Annotated in this window: 18 protein-coding genes; 10 read left to right on the top strand and 8 right to left on the bottom strand. The window is 65.9% G+C overall.

What is annotated here, in order from left to right; all coding sequences use genetic code 11:
* Genes ACFOSU_RS10310 through ACFOSU_RS10300 form a run of 3 tightly spaced genes read right to left on the bottom strand, consistent with a single transcriptional unit; the run spans window position 1 to window position 1,410 of the window.
* Window positions 1-411 (bottom strand): 4-amino-4-deoxy-L-arabinose-phospho-UDP flippase, encoded by a 411-nt coding sequence (locus ACFOSU_RS10310; RefSeq protein ID WP_380689125.1) that lies wholly within the window; start codon window positions 409-411, stop codon window positions 1-3.
* Window positions 401-757 carry an EamA family transporter gene (locus ACFOSU_RS10305; RefSeq protein ID WP_380689123.1) on the bottom strand — a complete coding sequence of 119 codons (357 nt, stop codon included), beginning with the start codon at window positions 755-757 and terminating at the stop codon, window positions 401-403. Before ACFOSU_RS10305 ends, ACFOSU_RS10310 begins: the two co-directional genes overlap by 11 nt.
* Window positions 754-1,410 (bottom strand): HAD family hydrolase, encoded by a 657-nt coding sequence (locus ACFOSU_RS10300; RefSeq protein WP_380689121.1) that lies wholly within the window; start codon window positions 1,408-1,410, stop codon window positions 754-756. Before ACFOSU_RS10300 ends, ACFOSU_RS10305 begins: the two co-directional genes overlap by 4 nt.
* A gap of 181 nt (window positions 1,411-1,591) precedes the next feature.
* Between ACFOSU_RS10300 and murB the strand changes: the two genes are divergently transcribed.
* From murB to ACFOSU_RS10265, 7 genes are all read left to right on the top strand, one after another.
* Entirely contained in the window at window positions 1,592-2,620 is a 1,029-nt protein-coding gene (murB, locus tag ACFOSU_RS10295; protein ID WP_380689119.1) for a UDP-N-acetylmuramate dehydrogenase, read from the top strand.
* 36 nt (window positions 2,621-2,656) lie between these two features.
* Window positions 2,657-3,721: a PstS family phosphate ABC transporter substrate-binding protein gene (locus ACFOSU_RS10290; RefSeq protein ID WP_380689117.1), complete on the top strand. Its 1,065-nt coding sequence runs from the start codon at window positions 2,657-2,659 to the stop codon at window positions 3,719-3,721.
* 216 nt (window positions 3,722-3,937) lie between these two features.
* Window positions 3,938-5,599, top strand: a complete 1,662-nt coding sequence (locus tag ACFOSU_RS10285; protein ID WP_380689115.1) for an isovaleryl-CoA dehydrogenase — start codon at window positions 3,938-3,940, stop codon at window positions 5,597-5,599.
* A 365-nt stretch (window positions 5,600-5,964) separates the two neighbouring features.
* Window positions 5,965-6,387, top strand: coding sequence for a MarR family winged helix-turn-helix transcriptional regulator (locus tag ACFOSU_RS10280; protein ID WP_380689252.1), 423 nt, complete (start codon window positions 5,965-5,967; stop codon window positions 6,385-6,387).
* Between the two features lie 6 nt (window positions 6,388-6,393).
* Window positions 6,394-7,806: a TolC family protein gene (locus ACFOSU_RS10275; protein ID WP_380689113.1), complete on the top strand. Its 1,413-nt coding sequence runs from the start codon at window positions 6,394-6,396 to the stop codon at window positions 7,804-7,806.
* Complete coding sequence (locus ACFOSU_RS10270; protein WP_380689111.1) at window positions 7,803-9,011, top strand: HlyD family secretion protein; 1,209 nt, start codon at window positions 7,803-7,805, stop codon at window positions 9,009-9,011. The genes ACFOSU_RS10275 and ACFOSU_RS10270 overlap by 4 nt, the downstream gene beginning before the upstream one ends.
* Window positions 9,008-10,615 carry a DHA2 family efflux MFS transporter permease subunit gene (locus tag ACFOSU_RS10265; protein ID WP_380689109.1) on the top strand — a complete coding sequence of 536 codons (1,608 nt, stop codon included), beginning with the start codon at window positions 9,008-9,010 and terminating at the stop codon, window positions 10,613-10,615. The genes ACFOSU_RS10270 and ACFOSU_RS10265 overlap by 4 nt, the downstream gene beginning before the upstream one ends.
* Before the next feature lie 216 nt (window positions 10,616-10,831).
* Here ACFOSU_RS10265 and ACFOSU_RS10260 read toward each other — a convergent pair whose 3' ends face one another.
* Window positions 10,832-11,668, bottom strand: coding sequence for an MBL fold metallo-hydrolase (locus ACFOSU_RS10260; protein ID WP_380689107.1), 837 nt, complete (start codon window positions 11,666-11,668; stop codon window positions 10,832-10,834).
* The gene (locus ACFOSU_RS10255) at window positions 11,665-12,384 is read right to left on the bottom strand and encodes an NUDIX hydrolase (protein ID WP_380689105.1); all 720 of its coding nucleotides are present in this window, start codon (window positions 12,382-12,384) and stop codon (window positions 11,665-11,667) included. Before ACFOSU_RS10255 ends, ACFOSU_RS10260 begins: the two co-directional genes overlap by 4 nt.
* 64 nt (window positions 12,385-12,448) lie before the next feature.
* On the opposite strand from ACFOSU_RS10255, the gene ACFOSU_RS10250 reads away from it, so the two are divergent.
* The 3 genes from ACFOSU_RS10250 to msrA are packed head-to-tail and all read left to right on the top strand — an operon-like array spanning window position 12,449 to window position 14,906.
* The gene (locus ACFOSU_RS10250; RefSeq protein ID WP_380689102.1) at window positions 12,449-12,802 is read left to right on the top strand and encodes a gamma-glutamylcyclotransferase family protein; all 354 of its coding nucleotides are present in this window, start codon (window positions 12,449-12,451) and stop codon (window positions 12,800-12,802) included.
* A gap of 28 nt (window positions 12,803-12,830) precedes the next feature.
* Window positions 12,831-14,180 (top strand): MFS transporter, encoded by a 1,350-nt coding sequence (locus ACFOSU_RS10245; RefSeq protein ID WP_380689100.1) that lies wholly within the window; start codon window positions 12,831-12,833, stop codon window positions 14,178-14,180.
* A gap of 36 nt (window positions 14,181-14,216) precedes the next feature.
* Window positions 14,217-14,906 (top strand): peptide-methionine (S)-S-oxide reductase MsrA, encoded by a 690-nt coding sequence (msrA, locus tag ACFOSU_RS10240; RefSeq protein WP_380689098.1) that lies wholly within the window; start codon window positions 14,217-14,219, stop codon window positions 14,904-14,906.
* Window positions 14,907-14,915: 9 nt separating this feature from the next.
* Here msrA and ACFOSU_RS10235 read toward each other — a convergent pair whose 3' ends face one another.
* Genes ACFOSU_RS10235 through ACFOSU_RS10225 form a run of 3 tightly spaced genes read right to left on the bottom strand, consistent with a single transcriptional unit; the run spans window position 14,916 to window position 17,442 of the window.
* Window positions 14,916-15,842, bottom strand: coding sequence for a bile acid:sodium symporter family protein (locus ACFOSU_RS10235; RefSeq protein ID WP_380689096.1), 927 nt, complete (start codon window positions 15,840-15,842; stop codon window positions 14,916-14,918).
* Entirely contained in the window at window positions 15,842-16,438 is a 597-nt protein-coding gene (locus ACFOSU_RS10230) for a Maf family protein (RefSeq protein WP_380689094.1), read from the bottom strand. The genes ACFOSU_RS10235 and ACFOSU_RS10230 overlap by 1 nt, the downstream gene beginning before the upstream one ends.
* Window positions 16,435-17,442, bottom strand: a complete 1,008-nt coding sequence (locus ACFOSU_RS10225; RefSeq protein ID WP_380689092.1) for a hypothetical protein — start codon at window positions 17,440-17,442, stop codon at window positions 16,435-16,437. The genes ACFOSU_RS10230 and ACFOSU_RS10225 overlap by 4 nt, the downstream gene beginning before the upstream one ends.
* Window positions 17,443-17,519 lie beyond the last annotated feature (77 nt).

Here is a 17,519-nt window from a genome sequence, read left to right as displayed (position 1 = left end):
TCAGTTGCTGCGCGACTGCGCCACCAGTGCCACGCCGAGCATGATCAGCGCGGTACCGGCGATGCGATACATGCTGATCGTCTCATCGAGCTCGGGCCAGAAGGCCGCGCCGACATAGACCAGCACATAGCTGAGACTCATCATCGGGAACGCGAGACTGAGCGCCATGCGCGACAGTACCTGCAGCCAGACCATGACGGCGGCCGCATAGACGATCATGCCGGCCCAGACGTAGGCGATGGTGGCCGGCGAGGCCAGCCCGCTCCAGACGAGATTGACGAAAGCCGCGAACGAATCGATCTGCCCGAACCCGATCATCCCGCGGCGCATGAAAAGCTGGCCGGCGGCGATCAGGGTCACCGAAACCAGCAGCAGGATCACGCTGACGACCGAACGTCGCTCAAGCGCCATAGGCCAGCACTCCCACGCCGGCGACGATGAGCAAGACCCCGCACCAGCGACGCTTGCCCACGGAGTCGCCCATGAAGGCGGCCGAGTAGGCGGTGACCAGTACGTAGCTCAACGAGAGCACCGGAAAAGCCAGGCTCACGTCGATATGCGAGAGCACGACCAGCCAGAGACAGGTCAACAACACCTGCGAGGCCATGCCGGCGAGCACCAGCGGCTGGCGCAGCGGACGCAGCCAGATATGCCCCGCGTCGGCCAGGGCAGCGCGGTTCATGCCGTGCTTGAGCAGAATCTGCGCCACGCTGGCGAGCACGACCGACAGCGCCAGCAGGACTCCGGACAGCGTCACCAGCGCGCCACCTCGATCCCCAGCCCGCCGACCTGATGGAACAAGCGCTTGGAGGGGCAGACAGCCACGCCGTTCTCGGCCCATGACAGCAGCGGCAGATCGGCGTGCGAATCCGAGTAGGCGGTAACGCCCCGACCCTGCTCGGGCATATCCGGCATCACCTTGACGCGACGCAGCTTCTCGTCATCGCGGCAGTTTTCACCGTCCATGCCCACCAGGCGCCCGCGGGCGTTCCAGGCCACCCGTGTGGCCAGCACTTCCTCGATGCCCAGCCGTTTGGCCAGGCGCACGACATACACGTCGAAGCTCGCCGAGGCGAGAATCACCCGGGCGCCCTCCTGCTGATGGCGGCGCAACTGGGCAAGGCCTTGCTCGCGCATGGCGTCGGCCATCAACTCCTCGATGAAGCGATCCGCCCAGGCTTCGATACGCGCCCGCGGCTGACCGCCGAGAAACGCACGCAGCACCTGCGTCTTAACCCAGGTGCGATCGCCCCAGTGCCAGAACTTGAGCAGCGTCGCCAGCCGCCACAGCGACAGACTCCGGCGCTTGCGCTGGTAGCGCAGATAACCAATGACAAACGGTAGGAAGGTGTCGTAGCGGGTAAGCGTGACGTCGAGATCGAAGACGACGATGCGCTGCGGCTCGGACAAGACGATTCTCTCGAACAGGACGTGGTGGGTGCAGCTTACGTCAAAGCGTGGTCGGCGCGGCAGGCCGGCGCGGTGCGATCACACGCCTCGTCCAAAATGGGCGCGCTTGTATTTGCCGCGACGCGCACCGACCATTACAAGCCGATTCATCGGCCGACGCCGGACAGCCTGCTTATATTCGATGCGCAAACCCCGCAACCCAACGCCCGCCCAGCAGCGCGCGCTCGCCCAGCGACTCGGCGCCGCGCTGCAGCGTGACGTGCCGCTGGCCGCACGCACGAGTTTCCGTATCGGCGGCCCGGCGGCGTACTACGTCGAGGCAAAAACCCCCGAGGCGCTGGCGGTCGCGGTGCGCGCCGCGCGCGCGCTCGATATCGATTATTTCCTGCTCGGGCGCGGCGCCAATATTCTCATCGGCGATCGCGGCTATGCCGGGCTGGTAATTGCCAATCACGCCAGCGATATCAGGGTACACGGCACCTGCGTGACCGCCGCCAGCGGCGTGCTGGTCTATCCCGACCTGATCGATACGGCCGTCGGCCGTGGTCTGTCGGGGCTCGAGCACTATGTCGGCATCCCGTCCACCGTGGGCGGCGCGCTGTGGCAGAACCTGCATTTTCTGTCGCCCGCCCCCGAGCGCGAGCGCACCATGTTCATCGGCGAGGTGCTCGAATCCGCCGAGCTGCTCACCGCCGACAACCAGCGCAAGCGCGTGGACGCGGATTATTTTGAATTCGGCTACGACCAGTCGGTGCTGCATTCGCGCGACGATATCGTGCTCTCGGCCACGTTCGAACTCGAGCCCGCGCCGGCCGAAACGCTGTTGCGGATCATGGACGAAAACCTGCGCTGGCGCGCCGATCGCCACCCGCCGCTGGACAGCGAACCATCGGCCGGCTCGATCTTCCGCAAGATCGAAGGCATCGGCGCGGGCCGGCTGATCGATGAATGCGGCCTCAAGGGGATGTCCTGCGGCGACGCCCAGATCTCGCCGCGGCATGCCAACATCATCGTCAATCATGGCAACGCCAGCGCCGCAGACGTATGTGCGCTGATCATGCATGCGCAGCAGTGCGTACAGGCACGCACCGGCTACTGGCTTACGCCCGAAATCTCCTTCATCGGCGAATTCGCACCGGTGACGCGGCTGCCCGCCGACGTACGCCAGCCCGCCTCGACCGGGCCCGATCAGGCCGCCACCCTGAACTGAAAACGCCGCCGCGCACGCCGTACAGCAAGGATAATCATGCCCACGTTCTCGTATACCGCTCGTCTGATCTGCACGGCCGCGGCCGCGCTGCTGCTCGCCGGCTGCGGCCACCGCCAGGACACGGGCGATCACGAGTACAGCCGCGCGCAGATGCGTATCGTCGGCTCGTCGACGGTGTATCCGTTTTCGTCCTATGTCGCCGAGGAACTGGGCGCGACCACCGACCTGCGCACGCCTGTGGTCGAGGCCACGGGTTCCGGCGGCGGCTTCAAGCTGTTTTGCGCGGGCGTGGCCGAGGACACCCCGGATGTGACCAACGCCTCGCGGCCGATGAAGCCATCGGAGCTCGCCATGTGCCGGGGCAACGGGGTCGAGGATGTCTCCCAGATCATGCTCGGTTTCGACGGTATCGTGATCGGCCAGAAAGCCGGCATCCCGGCAATGGATCTGACCCGCGAACAGCTCACCCTGGCAGTTGCCGATCGGGTACCGCGGGACGGCCAACTGGTGAGCAACCCCTATAAAAAATGGAGCGATATCGACGCTTCCCTGCCCGATCGCGACATTCTGATCTACGGGCCACCGACCTCTTCGGGCACGCGCGATGCGTTCGAAGAACTGGTGGTCGACTACGGCGCAGAGCATATCGACGGCTACGACGGCCAGGCACCGACCATCCGCCAGGACGGCAAATACGTGCCATCGGGCGAGAATGACAATCTGGTCGTGCAGAAACTGGCACAGAACCCCAATGCCGTCGGCATTTTCGGCTACTCGTTTCTGGAAGAGAACCGCGACAAGATCCAGGCCGCGCGCATCGACGGCATCAAGCCCGAACGCGCGCTGATATCGTCCGGCGAATACCCGATCTCGCGCTCGCTGTTCTTCTACGTAAAAAACGCCCATGTCGGCCGGGTTCCGGGCATGGACGAATACGTGCAGCTGTTTCTGTCCGATCCGATGGCAAGCCCGCGCGGCGCGCTCAAGACACTGGGGCTGATCTCGCTGCCGGCGGACGAACTCGAAGCGATGCGCCAGAACTGGCAACAGCGCAAACCGGTCACAAAAGATTCACTCGAAAACCCGTCGGGCAAGGGCTAGACTTTCGCCCAGAACGTGGGCGCCGGGCAGCGGCGGCCCCGTTCAACAGTATCGAGTGGCTTCGGGGGTATGCCCCGTGCCGCGGCCGGCCCGAGGGTCGGCTTTTTTTATGGCCGCGATGAAAACGCGCCGGCCACGGGTAACACGCGTTTCCCTTCGGTACGGGCCCGCCCTGGGGCACAATCGGCGATCAGGTTTCCAGCCCGCGTGATCGTCATGAACCCCAGCCCGTTGCGTCCGCGTACGACACTCGCCACCCACGACGTCACCAATCAGCCGCCGCCGCTGATCGGCTACAACGCGTTCACGAGCGATCCGGCGCTCATGGAGGCGATCGCGCGCGAGGGCGGCGACTGGGGCACCGACCGGCTCAAGACCTACGGCGCGATCGCCGGCGACGAACTGATCGCCATCGGCTTCGAGGCCAACGAGAACCCGCCCAGGCTCAAGACCTTCGATCGCTTCGGCCACCGCCTGGACGAGGTCGAATTCCATCCGGCCTATCACCGCAGCATGGCCCTGGCCAAGGAACACGGCCTGCACGGGCTGACCTGGACCGGTCAGCGCGCCGGCGCGCAGGTGATTCGCTCCGGCCTGATCTATATGCACAACCAGATGGAATCCGGGACCATGTGCCCGATCACCATGACCCATGCGGCGGTACCGGCGCTGCGGCATGCGCCCGAGATCGCGGCCGAATGGCTGCCCGGCATCCTCGCCAATGTCTATGATCCGGCCTGTCGCCCGGCGGCGGAAAAACAGGGCCTGACCATCGGCATGGGCATGACCGAGAAACAGGGCGGCTCGGACGTGCGCTCGAATACCACGCGCGCCACAGCGCAGGGCGACGGCCGTTACACGCTCGTGGGCCACAAGTGGTTCTTTTCGGCCCCCATGTGCGATGCGTTTCTGGTGCTCGCCCAGGAGGCGACCGGGCCCGGCGACGGCCTGTCCTGTTTCCTGCTGCCGCGCTGGCGCCGCGACGGCAGCCGCAACGCCATCCAGATCCAGCGCCTCAAGGACAAGCTCGGTGACCGCTCCAACGCCTCTTCCGAAGTCGAGTTCGTCGATGCCGAGGCCTGGCGGATCGGCGAGGCCGGGCGCGGCGTGCCCACCATCATCGAGATGGTCTCGCAGACCCGCCTCGACTGCATGCTCGGCTCGGCCGGCCTGATGCGCCAGGCGCTGGTGCAGGCCATTCATCATTGCCGCCACCGCGACGCCTTCGGTACACGCCTGATCGAACAGCCGTTGATGACCCATGTGCTCGCCGACATGGCGCTGGAGTCGGAAGCCGCCATCGCCCTGGCGCTGCGTCTGGCGCGGGCGTTCGAATCCGACGACGAACAGGAGAAGCAGCTCGCGCGCGTCGCCACACCGGTCGGCAAGTATCTGATCTGCAAGACCGCGCCGCCGCTGATCAACGAAGCACAGGAATGTCTGGGCGGTGCCGGCTACGTCGAGGAGTCGATCCTGCCACGGCTATTCCGCCAATCTCCGCTGAACTCGATCTGGGAAGGCTCCGGCAACGTCCAGTGCCTGGACATGCTGCGGGCGATGGGCAAGAGCCCGGCCAGCATCGAGGCCTTGCAAGCCGAACTCGCCGCGGCACGCGGTGCCCACCCCGCTTACGACGCACACTGCGACGCACTCGAGCAACAATTGCGTAGCGACGCGGACAATCCGGTGCACGCCCGTCGCATGGCGGAAGCCGTGGCGCGGGCCCTGCAGGCCCGCATCCTGCTGACCGGCGACGCGCCGTGGGTCGGTGAGGCCTTCTGTGCGGCGCGCCTGACCGGCGGCCACGGCATGGCTTACGGCACCCTAAACACGGATCTGGATTTCGCCGGCCTCGTGGCGCGTGCCTTTCCCGGCTAGCCGCTGGCGTCAAATCAAATGTATGTCGTCCTTGCGGTACGAAACCGCGAGGACGATCCAAGCGAGAGCTAACGCCTCTCCTCTCTGAAAACTCATTGCTGTCGTACGCGCGGCACGCTTCGGGGTATTCGTGAATCACGCCGAGAGATAACCGGCCGTCGCACGCGCACGCTATGCGGTGCGCGTTGTCCTTCGCATGCGCCCACCGCTTCGCACCCGAATCAAACGCTAGACCTGCTGCGACGCAACAAAAATATAGCGTGTCTACTTTTATTTTAATAGATAGTCTTGACTATTTATTATTGCTAAATACAATTAAACCTCCCGACTAACCGTTTTATGTCGAGGTGATTGGTTTGGCCCACGTGTTACCGGATTCGATTCGCTGCCGACTCGGCTATCTGCTGGCCAAGGCACACCATCGCCAGCTCGCGCTGTTCGACAAGCACACCGCGTCGTTGACCGTCTCCGGGCGCGAATACGCGGCCCTGCTGGCGCTGGAAGCCAACGCCGACGGGCTCTGGCAAAGCGATATCGCGGATCTGCTCGGCATGGACCGCACCACGGTGACCTATCTCGTCGACGGCCTGGAAAAACGCGGCTGGCTGACCCGCAGCAAGGACCCGGCCGATCGCCGCGCCCATGTGATCAAGCTCACACCGGCCGGCGTCGATGCACTCGCCGAGATCCGCCCTGCCGCGCGTGCGTCGACCGACGAACTGCTCTCCCCGCTCGACGAGGCCGAACGCGCGCAGCTGCGCGATCTGCTCGCCCGCCTGATCGCCTGAGCCGTGATGAGAATATCGGCATATCGACACCGACCGGCCGCGCTCGTCCTGTGCGCGGGCCTGCTGTTCAGCGCGGCCGGCGCCGCTGCCCCGGCGCCCGGCGAAACATTCACCATGCCCGAGGCCGCGCAGCCGCTATCCATGCAACAGGCAATCGACGACGCGCTGGCCACCAACGTGCAGACCCTGCTCGCCGACGCGCGCCGCGCCGAGGCCAGCGGCAATCGCGCCGAGGCACGCTCGGCTTTCCTGCCGCATCTGTCGGGCGAAGTCAGCCAGTCGCGGCGTCAGACCAATCTGGCCGCCCAGGGGCTGGATTTCGGTTCCGCGTTCGCGAACCTGCCCGCCGGCACCGCCCCGGCTTTTCCCAGCGTGATCACCTACAACAGCTTCGATGCACGCGCCCGTCTGCGTCAGAGTCTGTTCGACTACAGTGCCTGGCAGCAGTACCAGAGCGCCAAGATCGGCGAACGCGTGGCCGACGACCAGCTCGCCGTGGCCCGCGAACAGGTCGCCGCCCAGGCCGCGCTCGACTATGTATCCGCGCTTGCCGCGCGCGAATCGGTCGCCGCGTCCCAGGCCGATCTGGATCTGTCCGCAACGCTGGCCAAGCTCGCCACCGATCAGGAGCACGTCGGCATTGCCACCGGCGTGGACGTGACCCGTGCCCAGACCCGACAGGCCCGTGCGCGCGCCCGCCTGGCCCAGGCCGAAACCGACCAGACCCGCGCCGACATCCGCCTCGCGCGCACCGTAGGCCTGCCGTTGGATGCGCCGATCACGCTCGAGGACAGGCTCGACTACCGCCCCGTAGCAGTCGGCGATACCGCCACCGACGTGGCCCGGGCGATGGCCGACCGCCCCGAGGTGCAGCTCGCCTCACGCCAGATCTCGCAGCGCGAAAAACAGCTGGCCGCCGCCCGCGGCGCGCGTCTGCCCACGCTCTCGGCCACCGCCGATTATGGCGACTCCGGCAATACCTATCACGAGAACAATGAAGGCACCTACGCGGTCGGCGCCCAGCTCCAGGTGCCGATCTTCGATGGCGGCGCCACCCACGCGCGCATCAGCAGCGCCGCCAGCCGCCTCGACCAGCAACGGATTCAATACCGCGACACCCGTGATCAGGTCGAGCAGGACGTGCGCCTCGCGCGTCGTACGCTGACCACGCTCGCCGAGCAGGTCAACGCCGCGCAATCGGCGCTGACTCTGGCCAATCGGGAGCTGTCGCTGTCACGCGATCGCTTTGCCAACGGCATCAGCAACAACGTCGAAGTGATCGATGCACAGGCGTCGCTGGCCGATGCCCGCAACACCCGTGTGGCCGCGCTGGCCGACTACACCCGGGCCCGTATCAACCTCGCGGCCGCCCTCGGCCGCGCCCAGCAGTTTCGTATCGACGAGCCGGTAACACCATGACCCAATCAGACTCCGCCGCAGACCCGGCGCCCCTCGATCTCGACGCAAATGCCGCCGACAACGCCGCGACGCCGCAGAAATCCGGCAAGGGCAAGCGCGTGGCCATCATCGCGGTGTGCATTGCCGTGGTCTGCGTGGTCGCCGCACTGTTGTACTGGTGGCTCACCCGCAATCAGGAGAGTACGGACGACGCCTTCGTACAGGCCGATATCGTCCAGGTCGCACCGCGCGTGACCGGCACCGCCATCCAGGTGTTCGTGCGCGACAATCAGCACGTCGAGAAAGGCGATCCCCTGTTTACGCTCGACCCGGCCGACTTCCTGGCCGAACTGGCCAGCGCCGAAGCCAACCTGCAGGCGGCCCAGGCCTCCTACGATTCGAGCCAGCGCCAGCTGTCGGTCACCCGCCAGACCAGCGGCGCGGATATCGACAGCGCCAGGGCCGCGGTGGAAACCGCGCGCGCCGAATACAACCGCGCGGCGGCCGACGCACGGCGCTATCAGGCGCTTTATGCCAAGCGCGAGGTGTCGCGCCAGCAGCTCGATCAGGCCAACACGACCGCGACCTCCGCGCGCGCACGCATCAGCCAGGCCCAGGCGCAGCTGGCCCAGGCCCAGTCCGCCCCCGACCAGATCGCGCTCAAGCAGTCCCAGGGTTCGACCGCCAAGGCGCGCGTGGCCCAGGCCCGGGCACAACTCGACCGCGCCCGCCTGAATCTGTCCTATACCGACGTGCGTGCTCCGCAAAGCGGCAAGATCGCGCAGAAATCGGTGCTCGTCGGCAGTCACATGAACGCCGGGCAGGCAGCGCTGGCGATCGTCGCCGACGACCCCTGGGTGGTCGCCAATTTCAAGGAGACCCAACTCACGCGCATGCGCATCGGCCAGCCGGTGAGCATCGAGGTGGATGCCTTTCCGGATCACGATTTCACCGGCCGGGTCGAATCGATCCAGTCGGGCACCGGCGTCACCTTCAGTCTGCTGCCGCCCCAGAACGCCACCGGCAATTTCGTCAAGATCGTGCAGCGGGTGCCGGTGAAGATCGTGTTCGATCATCCCGACGCGGTGGATAAAATCGGGCTGGCGCCCGGCATGTCGGTGCTGCCCACGGTCAACGTCGCAGCCGCGGCGAAACCGCTGGATCGCCCCCACCCCGCCACCGCTAGAACTAACGCGACCGCGGCCGCGACGACGCCCGGCCAATGAGCGCGGCCGCCTCAACGGCGGCGATCGCCGCCGAACCGCAATATCCCGCCAACCGCTGGCTGATCGCCGGCGTGGTGGGCATGGCGGCTTTTATGGAGGTGCTCGACATCTCCATCGCCAACGTGTCGCTATCGCATATCGCCGGCAGTCTGTCGGCGAGTCAGGACGAGGCGACCTGGGTGCTGACCTCGTATCTGGTCGCCAACGCCATCGTGCTGCCGATTTCCGGCTGGTTCTCGCAAGTGTTGGGGCGCAAGCGATTCTTCATCATCTCGATCGTGCTGTTTTCGGTCGCATCGCTGTTGTGCGGGCTGGCGCCGTCGCTGAGCTGGCTGATCGTATTCCGAGTGCTGCAGGGCATCGGCGGCGGCGGCCTGCAGCCGGTATCGCAGGCGATTCTCGCGGATTCGTTTCCGCGCGCGCAGCGCGGCATGGCGTTCGCCATCTACGGCGTGGCGGTGGTGTTCGCGCCCGCGATCGGCCCGACCCTGGGCGGCTATATCACCGATCACGCCAGCTGGCACTGGATATTCCTGCTCAACGTGCCGGTCGGCGTGCTCCTGCTGATTCTCGCCGGCGCCCTGGTCAAGGACACGGCCGCCTATGAAGCCGCGCGGCGCGCCAAGATGGCGGACGGTTTCCGGGTGGACTATGTCGGCTTCGCCCTGCTTGCGCTCGGTCTGGGCTGCCTGCAGATCATGCTCGACAAGGGTCAGCAGAACGACTGGTTCGATTCCAGCTTCATCATCGCGATGACCGTGATCGCGGTGAGCTGCCTGGGCGCGCTGGCCTGCTGGGAGCCCTTCCAGAAGCATCCGATCATGGATCTGCGCCTGTTCCGTTTCTCCAACTTCGCGCTCGCCAACCTGCTGATGTTCATGCTCGGCTTCGTGCTGCTGGGCTCGACCCTGCTGATTCCGCAGTTCGTGCAGTCGGTGCTTGGCTATACCTCGACGCTGGCCGGGCTGGTGATCTCGCCGGGCGGCTTCGCGATCGTATTGATGATGCCGATCGTGGGTTTTCTGTCGAACAAGATCGAGGCACGTTGGCTGATCATGTTCGGGTTGGTGCTGGTCTCCGCGTCAATGTTCCACCTGGCCAGTTTCAATCTGAATGTCACCTTCGATCAGCTGGTGGTCGCGCGTATCTTCCAGACGCTGGGGCTGGCGTTCCTGTTCATCCCGATCACCAACGTCGCCTATATCGGCGTGCCCGCGGACAAGACCGATCAGGTGTCCGCACTGATCAATCTTGCGCGCAATATCGGCGGCAGCGTCGGCATATCGCTGGTCACGACCTGGCTGGCGCGGCGCGCCCAGTTCCATCAGAACGTGCTGGTCGAGAACATCACCCCCTACAACGCCCAGTATCACGGCGTGATCGAATCACTGACCACACATTTCGCCCAGATGGGCGCGGGTCTGGAGGCGGCGCGCCAACAGGCCCAGGCCGTCATTTATCAACAAGTCGCCTCGCAGGCACAGATCATGTCGTTTCTGGATGATTTCTGGCTGCTGGGCGTCGTTCTCGTCTGCCTGATTCCGCTGATCTTTTTCGTCGGCAGCAGCAAGGACGCCGACGTGCCCGAAGGCGCGGGGCATTGATCGCGTCGGGCTTGAAGAAAACTCACGCAAAGACGCAAAGGCGCAAAGGCGCAAAGCCAGGGAAAAAATTGCTCGATGACGTCTTATAAATTGCGTCTTTGCGCCTTGGCGTGAGTCACTGTTTCGAGAAATAACCACGGACTATAGACCGCCGCAAAGAAGACTCACAGCCCTTGTTCTCGATCGACAGCGTGCGCCTGCGGCGTACTCGTTCGGTTAACGAGTCAGGCGGCGCCAACCGTCCTCGGCTTGTGCGGCTTCGCCCAGTTCGACCAGCCGGATGAGATGCGCCTGCACCTGCGCTGCCGCCATGCGCTGCAGACGCGGGTCGAGATCGGGATAGAGCACTGTAGCGATAGCGGCTGCGGATCGGGGCGTCGTTGGATCCAGCACGTCACGTACCTGCGCCTCGCGATCCAGTCGATGCTGCGTGATATGGGCGAAGGTCGCGGCGGGGTCATCGAGCAGATGCCCGTGTCCCGGCGCAATCGTGTCGATCGCCATGCCGGCGAGTTGCGCCAGGCTGTTCAGATAATCGGTCATCGAACCGTCGGGCGGCAGGATCACCACCGTGACATCGGCCATCACCGTGTCGCCAGCGAACAGCCAGCGCGACTCGCGCGCATAAAAACATAGATGGTCGGCGGTGTGGCCCGGCGTATGCAGCGCTTCGAGCGTCACCTCGCCCAGTGCCAGGGTATCGCCGTGGGTCAGCGTGCGATCCACGACCAGCGCCTCGTCGCGCACGCCGGCGAGTTGCGCGCTGTGCGCCAGCACCGGTGCGCCCGTCGCCGCCTTGAGCGTGGCCACGCCGCCGGTATGATCGGGATGCGCGTGGGTGATCAGAATAGCCGCGATTTCGCCGGGCGCGGCGGCGCGCAGGGCGGCCAGATGCGCGGCGTCGTCAACGCCCGGGTCGATGATGGCGAACGGGCCGGTGCCGACCACGTAGCTGTTGGTGCCCGGGCCGGTCATCGGGCTCGGATTGGGTGCGGTCACCCGGGTCACGCCGACGGCGAGCCGTGTCGATTGTCCGGTCAGCGTGGTCGTCATGCGCCCTGAACCACGCCCTCTTCGACCAGCCCGGCGAGCGCGCTCTCGGCATCCTCGTAGTCGCACAGGCGTTCGAGGGTGGCGCGGGTAGGTGTCATCAGATGAATCTCGCCGCGATCATTGGCGGCCAGGGCCTCGGCCGGCGTGGCCCACCACGCGCGGATGGTTTCGAAGCCGTCCGACAGCGCCGACTGCGCATCCGGCGCAAGCGCGGCAAAGAACCGGGTCGAGTAACGCTTGGGCGCGCCGGCGGGGGTCACCCAGTGGGCGAAATATGCCAGTTCGTCGAGCCGGAAATGGAGCGCCATATCGTCGACGACTTCGGCCCAGCCGCGGGTACCCGCGTTGAGGGCTTCGCGCGCGCTCAGACGCCGCGATTCATCCACATGCGAACAATCGCAGGCGAGTAGCAAGCCGGCCTCTTCAAAGCATTCGCGGATCGCGGCGGTCCAGTAGGCAACGGCATGGCCGGTATCGCCAAGGCAGGCGTTGGCGTAGTCGAGACCCGCGCGTATGCGCCCTGCAAGCACGGTGTCGCTGTCTGCCGGGTCGACCGCGCCGCCGGGAAACACATAGGCGTTGGCCGCGAACACGTGGCCACCGTGGCGCCGCAACAGCAATACCTGGAGCTGCGTCCGGCCATCATCCGAGCCGTCGCGTAACAGGGCGACAGTCGCGGCCTCGCGTATCGCCACCACAGGATCAGATGCGCTCATTGCGCTGTTGCCTGGAATTTCATGTCCGCTAGCATACCCGCATGCAATACCTGCGATCGAACCGATGAACCGTGTTTTCGTCTACGGCACGCTGCGCCCCGGCGAGCGCAATCACCATTATCTGGCAACCGCTGCGCATCTGGGCGCGTATCTGACGCCAGCGGTGTTCACATTGCTTGATACCGGTCCCTACCCGGCCGCGCTCGACGAGGGCACGACCGCGCTAGTGGGCGACGTGTTCGCCGTGGACGACGAGACCTTCGCCGCCCTGGATGTGCTCGAGGATTATCCGGTGCATTACACGCGCCGGCACCTCGAGACCGATTACGGGCCGGCCTGGGTGTATCTGTGGATCGCCGCGCGTGATCCGCGCTGGCCGACTATCGGTAACGGCGACTGGTGTCGGCGCAACGAATAGATTGAAGACAGACCAATCCAGGGAGCCCATGAGCGCACGAGACGAACCCGTCACACCAGACAGCGGGCCGATACGCGATGTCTACGACATCGTCACCGGGGACGAACATGCACGCGTGTGCCGGGATATCTCCGACGACGCCTGCCGCGAACAACCGACCAATTTCTTCATTCATCTGATCGCGTTGTTCGCCAACCAGGCCGGCGATCTCATCGCCAGCCCCAAGCTGGTGCTGCCGTGGCTGATGGGTGCGATCGGCGCGCCGGTATGGATGACCGGACTGCTGGTGCCGCTGCGTGAATCGCTGGCGCTGCTGCCGCAGCTGGCCATCGCCGGCTGGATGCGGGCGAAGACGCGCCGCAAGGGGTTCTGGGTCGCCGGCGCGACGATACAGGGCGCGAGCGTGCTGGCGATGATTGTCGCAGCGCTGGCCCTGCCGGCCACCGCGGCCGGCGCCGCGGTTGTCCTGCTTCTGGCCGTGTTCTCGCTCGGACGCGGCGTGTGTTCGGCCGCCTACAAGGATGTCCAGGGCAAGACCATTTCCAAGACCCGGCGCGGCACGCTGTCCGGTTATGCCGCGAGCGGCGCCGGTGGCGTGGCCGTGACTCTGGGCGCGGCGCTCTGGCTCACGCCGCTGGCCAGCCAACAGCTCACACCGATTCTTGTACTGCTGGCTCTGGCCGGCGTGCTCTGGTTGTTCGCGGCCATCGTCTTTGCCGGTCTGCGTGAATACGCGGGTGCGACCGAAGGCGGTGGCAACGCACTCAAGGCCGCCTGGCAAAGCCTGGGGCTGATCCGCAGCAAACCCGGCTTCGGCCGCTTCATTGCGGTTCGCGGACTACTCGTGGCCACCGCGCTGGCGGCACCCTATTACGCGACGCTGGCGCGCAGCAGCGGCGGCGAGGCGATCGCCAATCTCGCCCTCCTGTTGGCACTGTCCGGACTGGCGTCGTTGATCGCCGCACCGATATGGGGGCGCTTCTCGGATCGTTCCTCCCGCCAGGTATTGATGATCACCGGCGTGCTCGCGGCGGTACTGAACGGGCTCGTCGCCCTGGCCGCCGGGCTCGGCCTGGGTGCGGCCTGGGGCGTGTGGCCGTATGCGCTGGCTTATTTTCTGCTTGCCGGTCTGCACGCGGGCGTACGCCTGGGGCGCAAGACCTATCTCACCGATCTCGGCACCACCGATGACCGCGCGCAGCTCACCGCGGTCGCCAACACCACCATCGGCGTTCTGCTGCTCGCCGGCGGCGGCGCGGTCGCCGCGATCGGCATGCTCGGCGCCTGGATTGCGGTCGCGGCCCTCACTGTCCCAGCGCTGCTGGCGGCCTGGCTGGCCGTTGGATTACCCGAGCTGGAACGCCCGTTACAGGACTGAGATGTTTAGCCTCCGCTCTCGGAGTAAGGTCATCGCATGAAAACGAAACCACACTCAGCTCTTGTTCCCGCCCCTGTCCGGCGCGTGGCGTATCTTCTGGCGATTCTGTGCCTGGCCGTGGCCAGCGGTAATGCCGTAGCCGCCGACAGCCCGAAACCACAACAGCCGTTCAAGCCGGATGTCGGCCCCGGCGAAGCCGTGGCCATCTTTGCCGGCGGCTGTTTCTGGTGTGTCGAGGCCGCGTTCGACCCGGTCGAAGGCGTGGTATCCACGACCTCGGGTTATACCGGCGGGCATGTGGACAACCCGACCTACAAGGACGTGACTTCCGAGACCAGCGGACACCTGGAATCGCTCAAGGTCGTCTACAAGACCGATCAGGTCGACTACGAAAAACTGCTGGATGTGTTCTGGCACAACATCGACCCGACCGATGCGGGCGGCCAGTTCTGCGATCGCGGGGATTCCTATCGCAGCCAGATATTCGCGGTGAACGACGCCCAGATGAAAACCGCCGAGGCGTCCAGGAAAGCGCTGGCCGACGACCCCGACGCGCCCTCGCCGATCGTCACCCAGATCGTACCCGCGACCACGTTCTACCCGGCCGAGGATTATCACCAGAACTATTACAAGAAGAATCCGCTGCGCTACAAATTCTATCGCGCGTCGTGCCGCCGTGACGCCACCCTCGAAGATCGTTGGGGCGACAAGGCCGGCGGCCACTGAAAACGGAGACTACCGGCGGCGGGCGTCCAGACGTGCGAACACTCCGGCCAGCGCCGCGCCGCTGAGGTTGTGCCAGACCGAGAAGACCGCTCCGGGTAGCGCGGCGGTGGCGCTGAAATACTGCTGGGCGAGCGCCACCGCCAGACCGGAATTCTGCATGCCGACCTCGATCGCCACGGTGCGCGCGGCGATCGGGTCGCCGGTAACCAGACGCGTCACGCCATAGCCCACGCTCAGGCCGATCGCGTTATGCAGCACGACCGCCAGCAGCACTATGGCGCCGAGCGTGGCGATCGAGGTGGCGTTCAGCGCGACCACAATCGCGATCACCAACCCCACCGCTGCCGCCGATACCAGGGCACACCAGCCGTCCCGGTCCGGCCAGCGCGCGCCAATCAGCCGGTTGATCAACATGCCCGCAACCACCGGCACGATCACGATCTTGGCGATGCTGAAGAGCATCGCCACCACCGGCACCGGAATATGGGTGCCGGCATAGAACCAGGTCAGCAGCGGCGTGGCAATCACCGAGGCCAGCGTCGACACGCTGGTTAGCGTGATCGACAAGGCGACATCGCCGCCGGCGAGAAAACAGATCACGTTCGATGCGGTGCCACCGGCCACGCTGCCGACCAGGATCAATCCGAGCGCGATCGGCGCATCCAGCTGCAAGGCCTGGGCGATGACCCAGGCCGCGAGCGGCATCAGCCCGAACTGCAGCGACAGGCCCAGCAACACCACGCGCCAGCGCGAGACGGCACGGGCGAAATCCGCGGGGCGCAGGGTCAGCCCCATGCCGAACATGATCAGCACCAGCAGCGGCACGATGGCGCCCGAGAACGGCGCGAACAGGCCCGGCACGAAATAAGCCAGCAGCGCGAGCGCGCCAGCCCAGAGCGGGAACAGCAGAGCGATACGGGTGGGCGCGAGGCGCATCAGGCGGCCAACGGGTCGATGCCGACGCCACGCAGCAACGCGCCGGTTTCGAACAACGGCAGCCCCATGACCGCCGAGTAGCTACCCTCAAGGCGTTCGACGAACAAGGCACCAAGGCCCTGAATCGCGTAGGCGCCGGCCTTGCCGAACGGCTCGCCGCTGGCGATATAGGCCTCGATTTCACTCGCCTCGAGTGCGCGCATGGTCACCGCGCTCGAGGCGACCCGCGCCGTCGTGATGCCATCGACCAGAATCGCCACGCCGCTGATCACGCGATGGGTCGCGCCGGCCAGCACGCCGAGCATGGTGGCCGCCTGGGCCGCGTCGACCGGCTTGCCGAACACGGCGTCTTCGCTCGCGACCACCGTGTCGGAACCGATGATCACGGCATTCGGATAGGCAATAGACAGGGCTTCCGCCTTGGTTCGCGCCAGCCGTTCGGCCAGCGCTTCGGCGGACTCGCCCGGGCGTTGACGCTCATCGATATCGGCCGCGATCGCGGTATGCGCCACGCCCAGCTGGGTCAGCAGATGGGTACGCTGGGGCGAGGCCGACGCCAGGATGACGCGCGATGGGGCGGGAACGGATTGATTCATAGCGGCTGGACGTATTGCACCGGATTGTCGGATTGCGCGAATTCTGCGAACGCGTCGCGCATCAGTTTGCCGGCATCGATCGCGTCCTGCCAGGCCGCCAGGCGTGCCCGGTCGTTGTTGGCGTAGCGGTGGAAATCCTTGCGATCGGGCACGCGCCCGTCCACCAGCCGCTCGCGCAGCGCCGGACCCGGACCAATGAGCAGGGTATTGGTGGCGAAGCGCGGCCGCCGCCATGCCAGCCCCTTGTCGAACCATCCCGGCACCAGCCGCGCATCGAAATGTGGCATCAGCACCAGCGGCGCGGACGACGATTCCGGCACGATCGGCTGGTCCATGTGGTAGTCGACGATACCGCCGTCGCGATAGATGCCGCGTGGCGCGCCGGCCGGATCGACCACGCCGCGCATCATCAACGGAATATTGCCGCTGGCGTATACCGCATCGCGCGCATTGGCAGCGGTCAGCGCCACCGTGCGCGTGCTCAGCCCGTCGTCGGCCCAGCGAATACTGCCCTGACTGCGCGAGAACACGACGCGCTCGAAGAACCAGCCCAGCGCGCGCCGCCGCACCGCGTTGGACAGCGCCCCGAGCATAGAGCCCGCGGCGAGCACGGCGCGATGCTCGCTGGCGGTGAGCCCGCGCGAGCGCACGGTCACGGCGTGCAGATGGTAGCGCGGATGCGTGAGCACGCCGTCGAGCGCGTCGTTGGTGAAAAACGCATCGAGAATGGCCGACACGGTGCCGGTGATCTCGTTGCGGTCCGCGCGCGCGCTGTAGCGCTGAGCCACATACGCATCTTCCAGCGCCGTGATCGCCGCGACCGGGTCGCTGGGATGACAGGCCGCGGCAAACCGCCATGCGCCTATGGAAGAACCGATCAACTCGATCGGCTGCGCCGATTTCGGCAGCCATTCACCGAACAGATAGCGATCCAGCGCCGAAAGAATCAGCCACTTGGGCCCGCCTGCCGCCCCGGCCAGCGCCCCCACCCGAGCCGGCGACAAGCCTTGCTCGGCAAGGGACTTGAGCGCGCACGGCCCTGCGCGAAGCGACAGAACATCCTGAAATACCATCAATTAAC

It is taken from the genome of Salinisphaera aquimarina, assembly GCF_042643355.1.
In the GTDB taxonomy this organism is placed as follows: Bacteria; Pseudomonadota; Gammaproteobacteria; order Nevskiales; family Salinisphaeraceae; genus Salinisphaera; species Salinisphaera aquimarina.
Note: the sequence above shows the minus strand (reverse complement) of the source record. Positions and strands in the feature narration are given on the sequence as shown.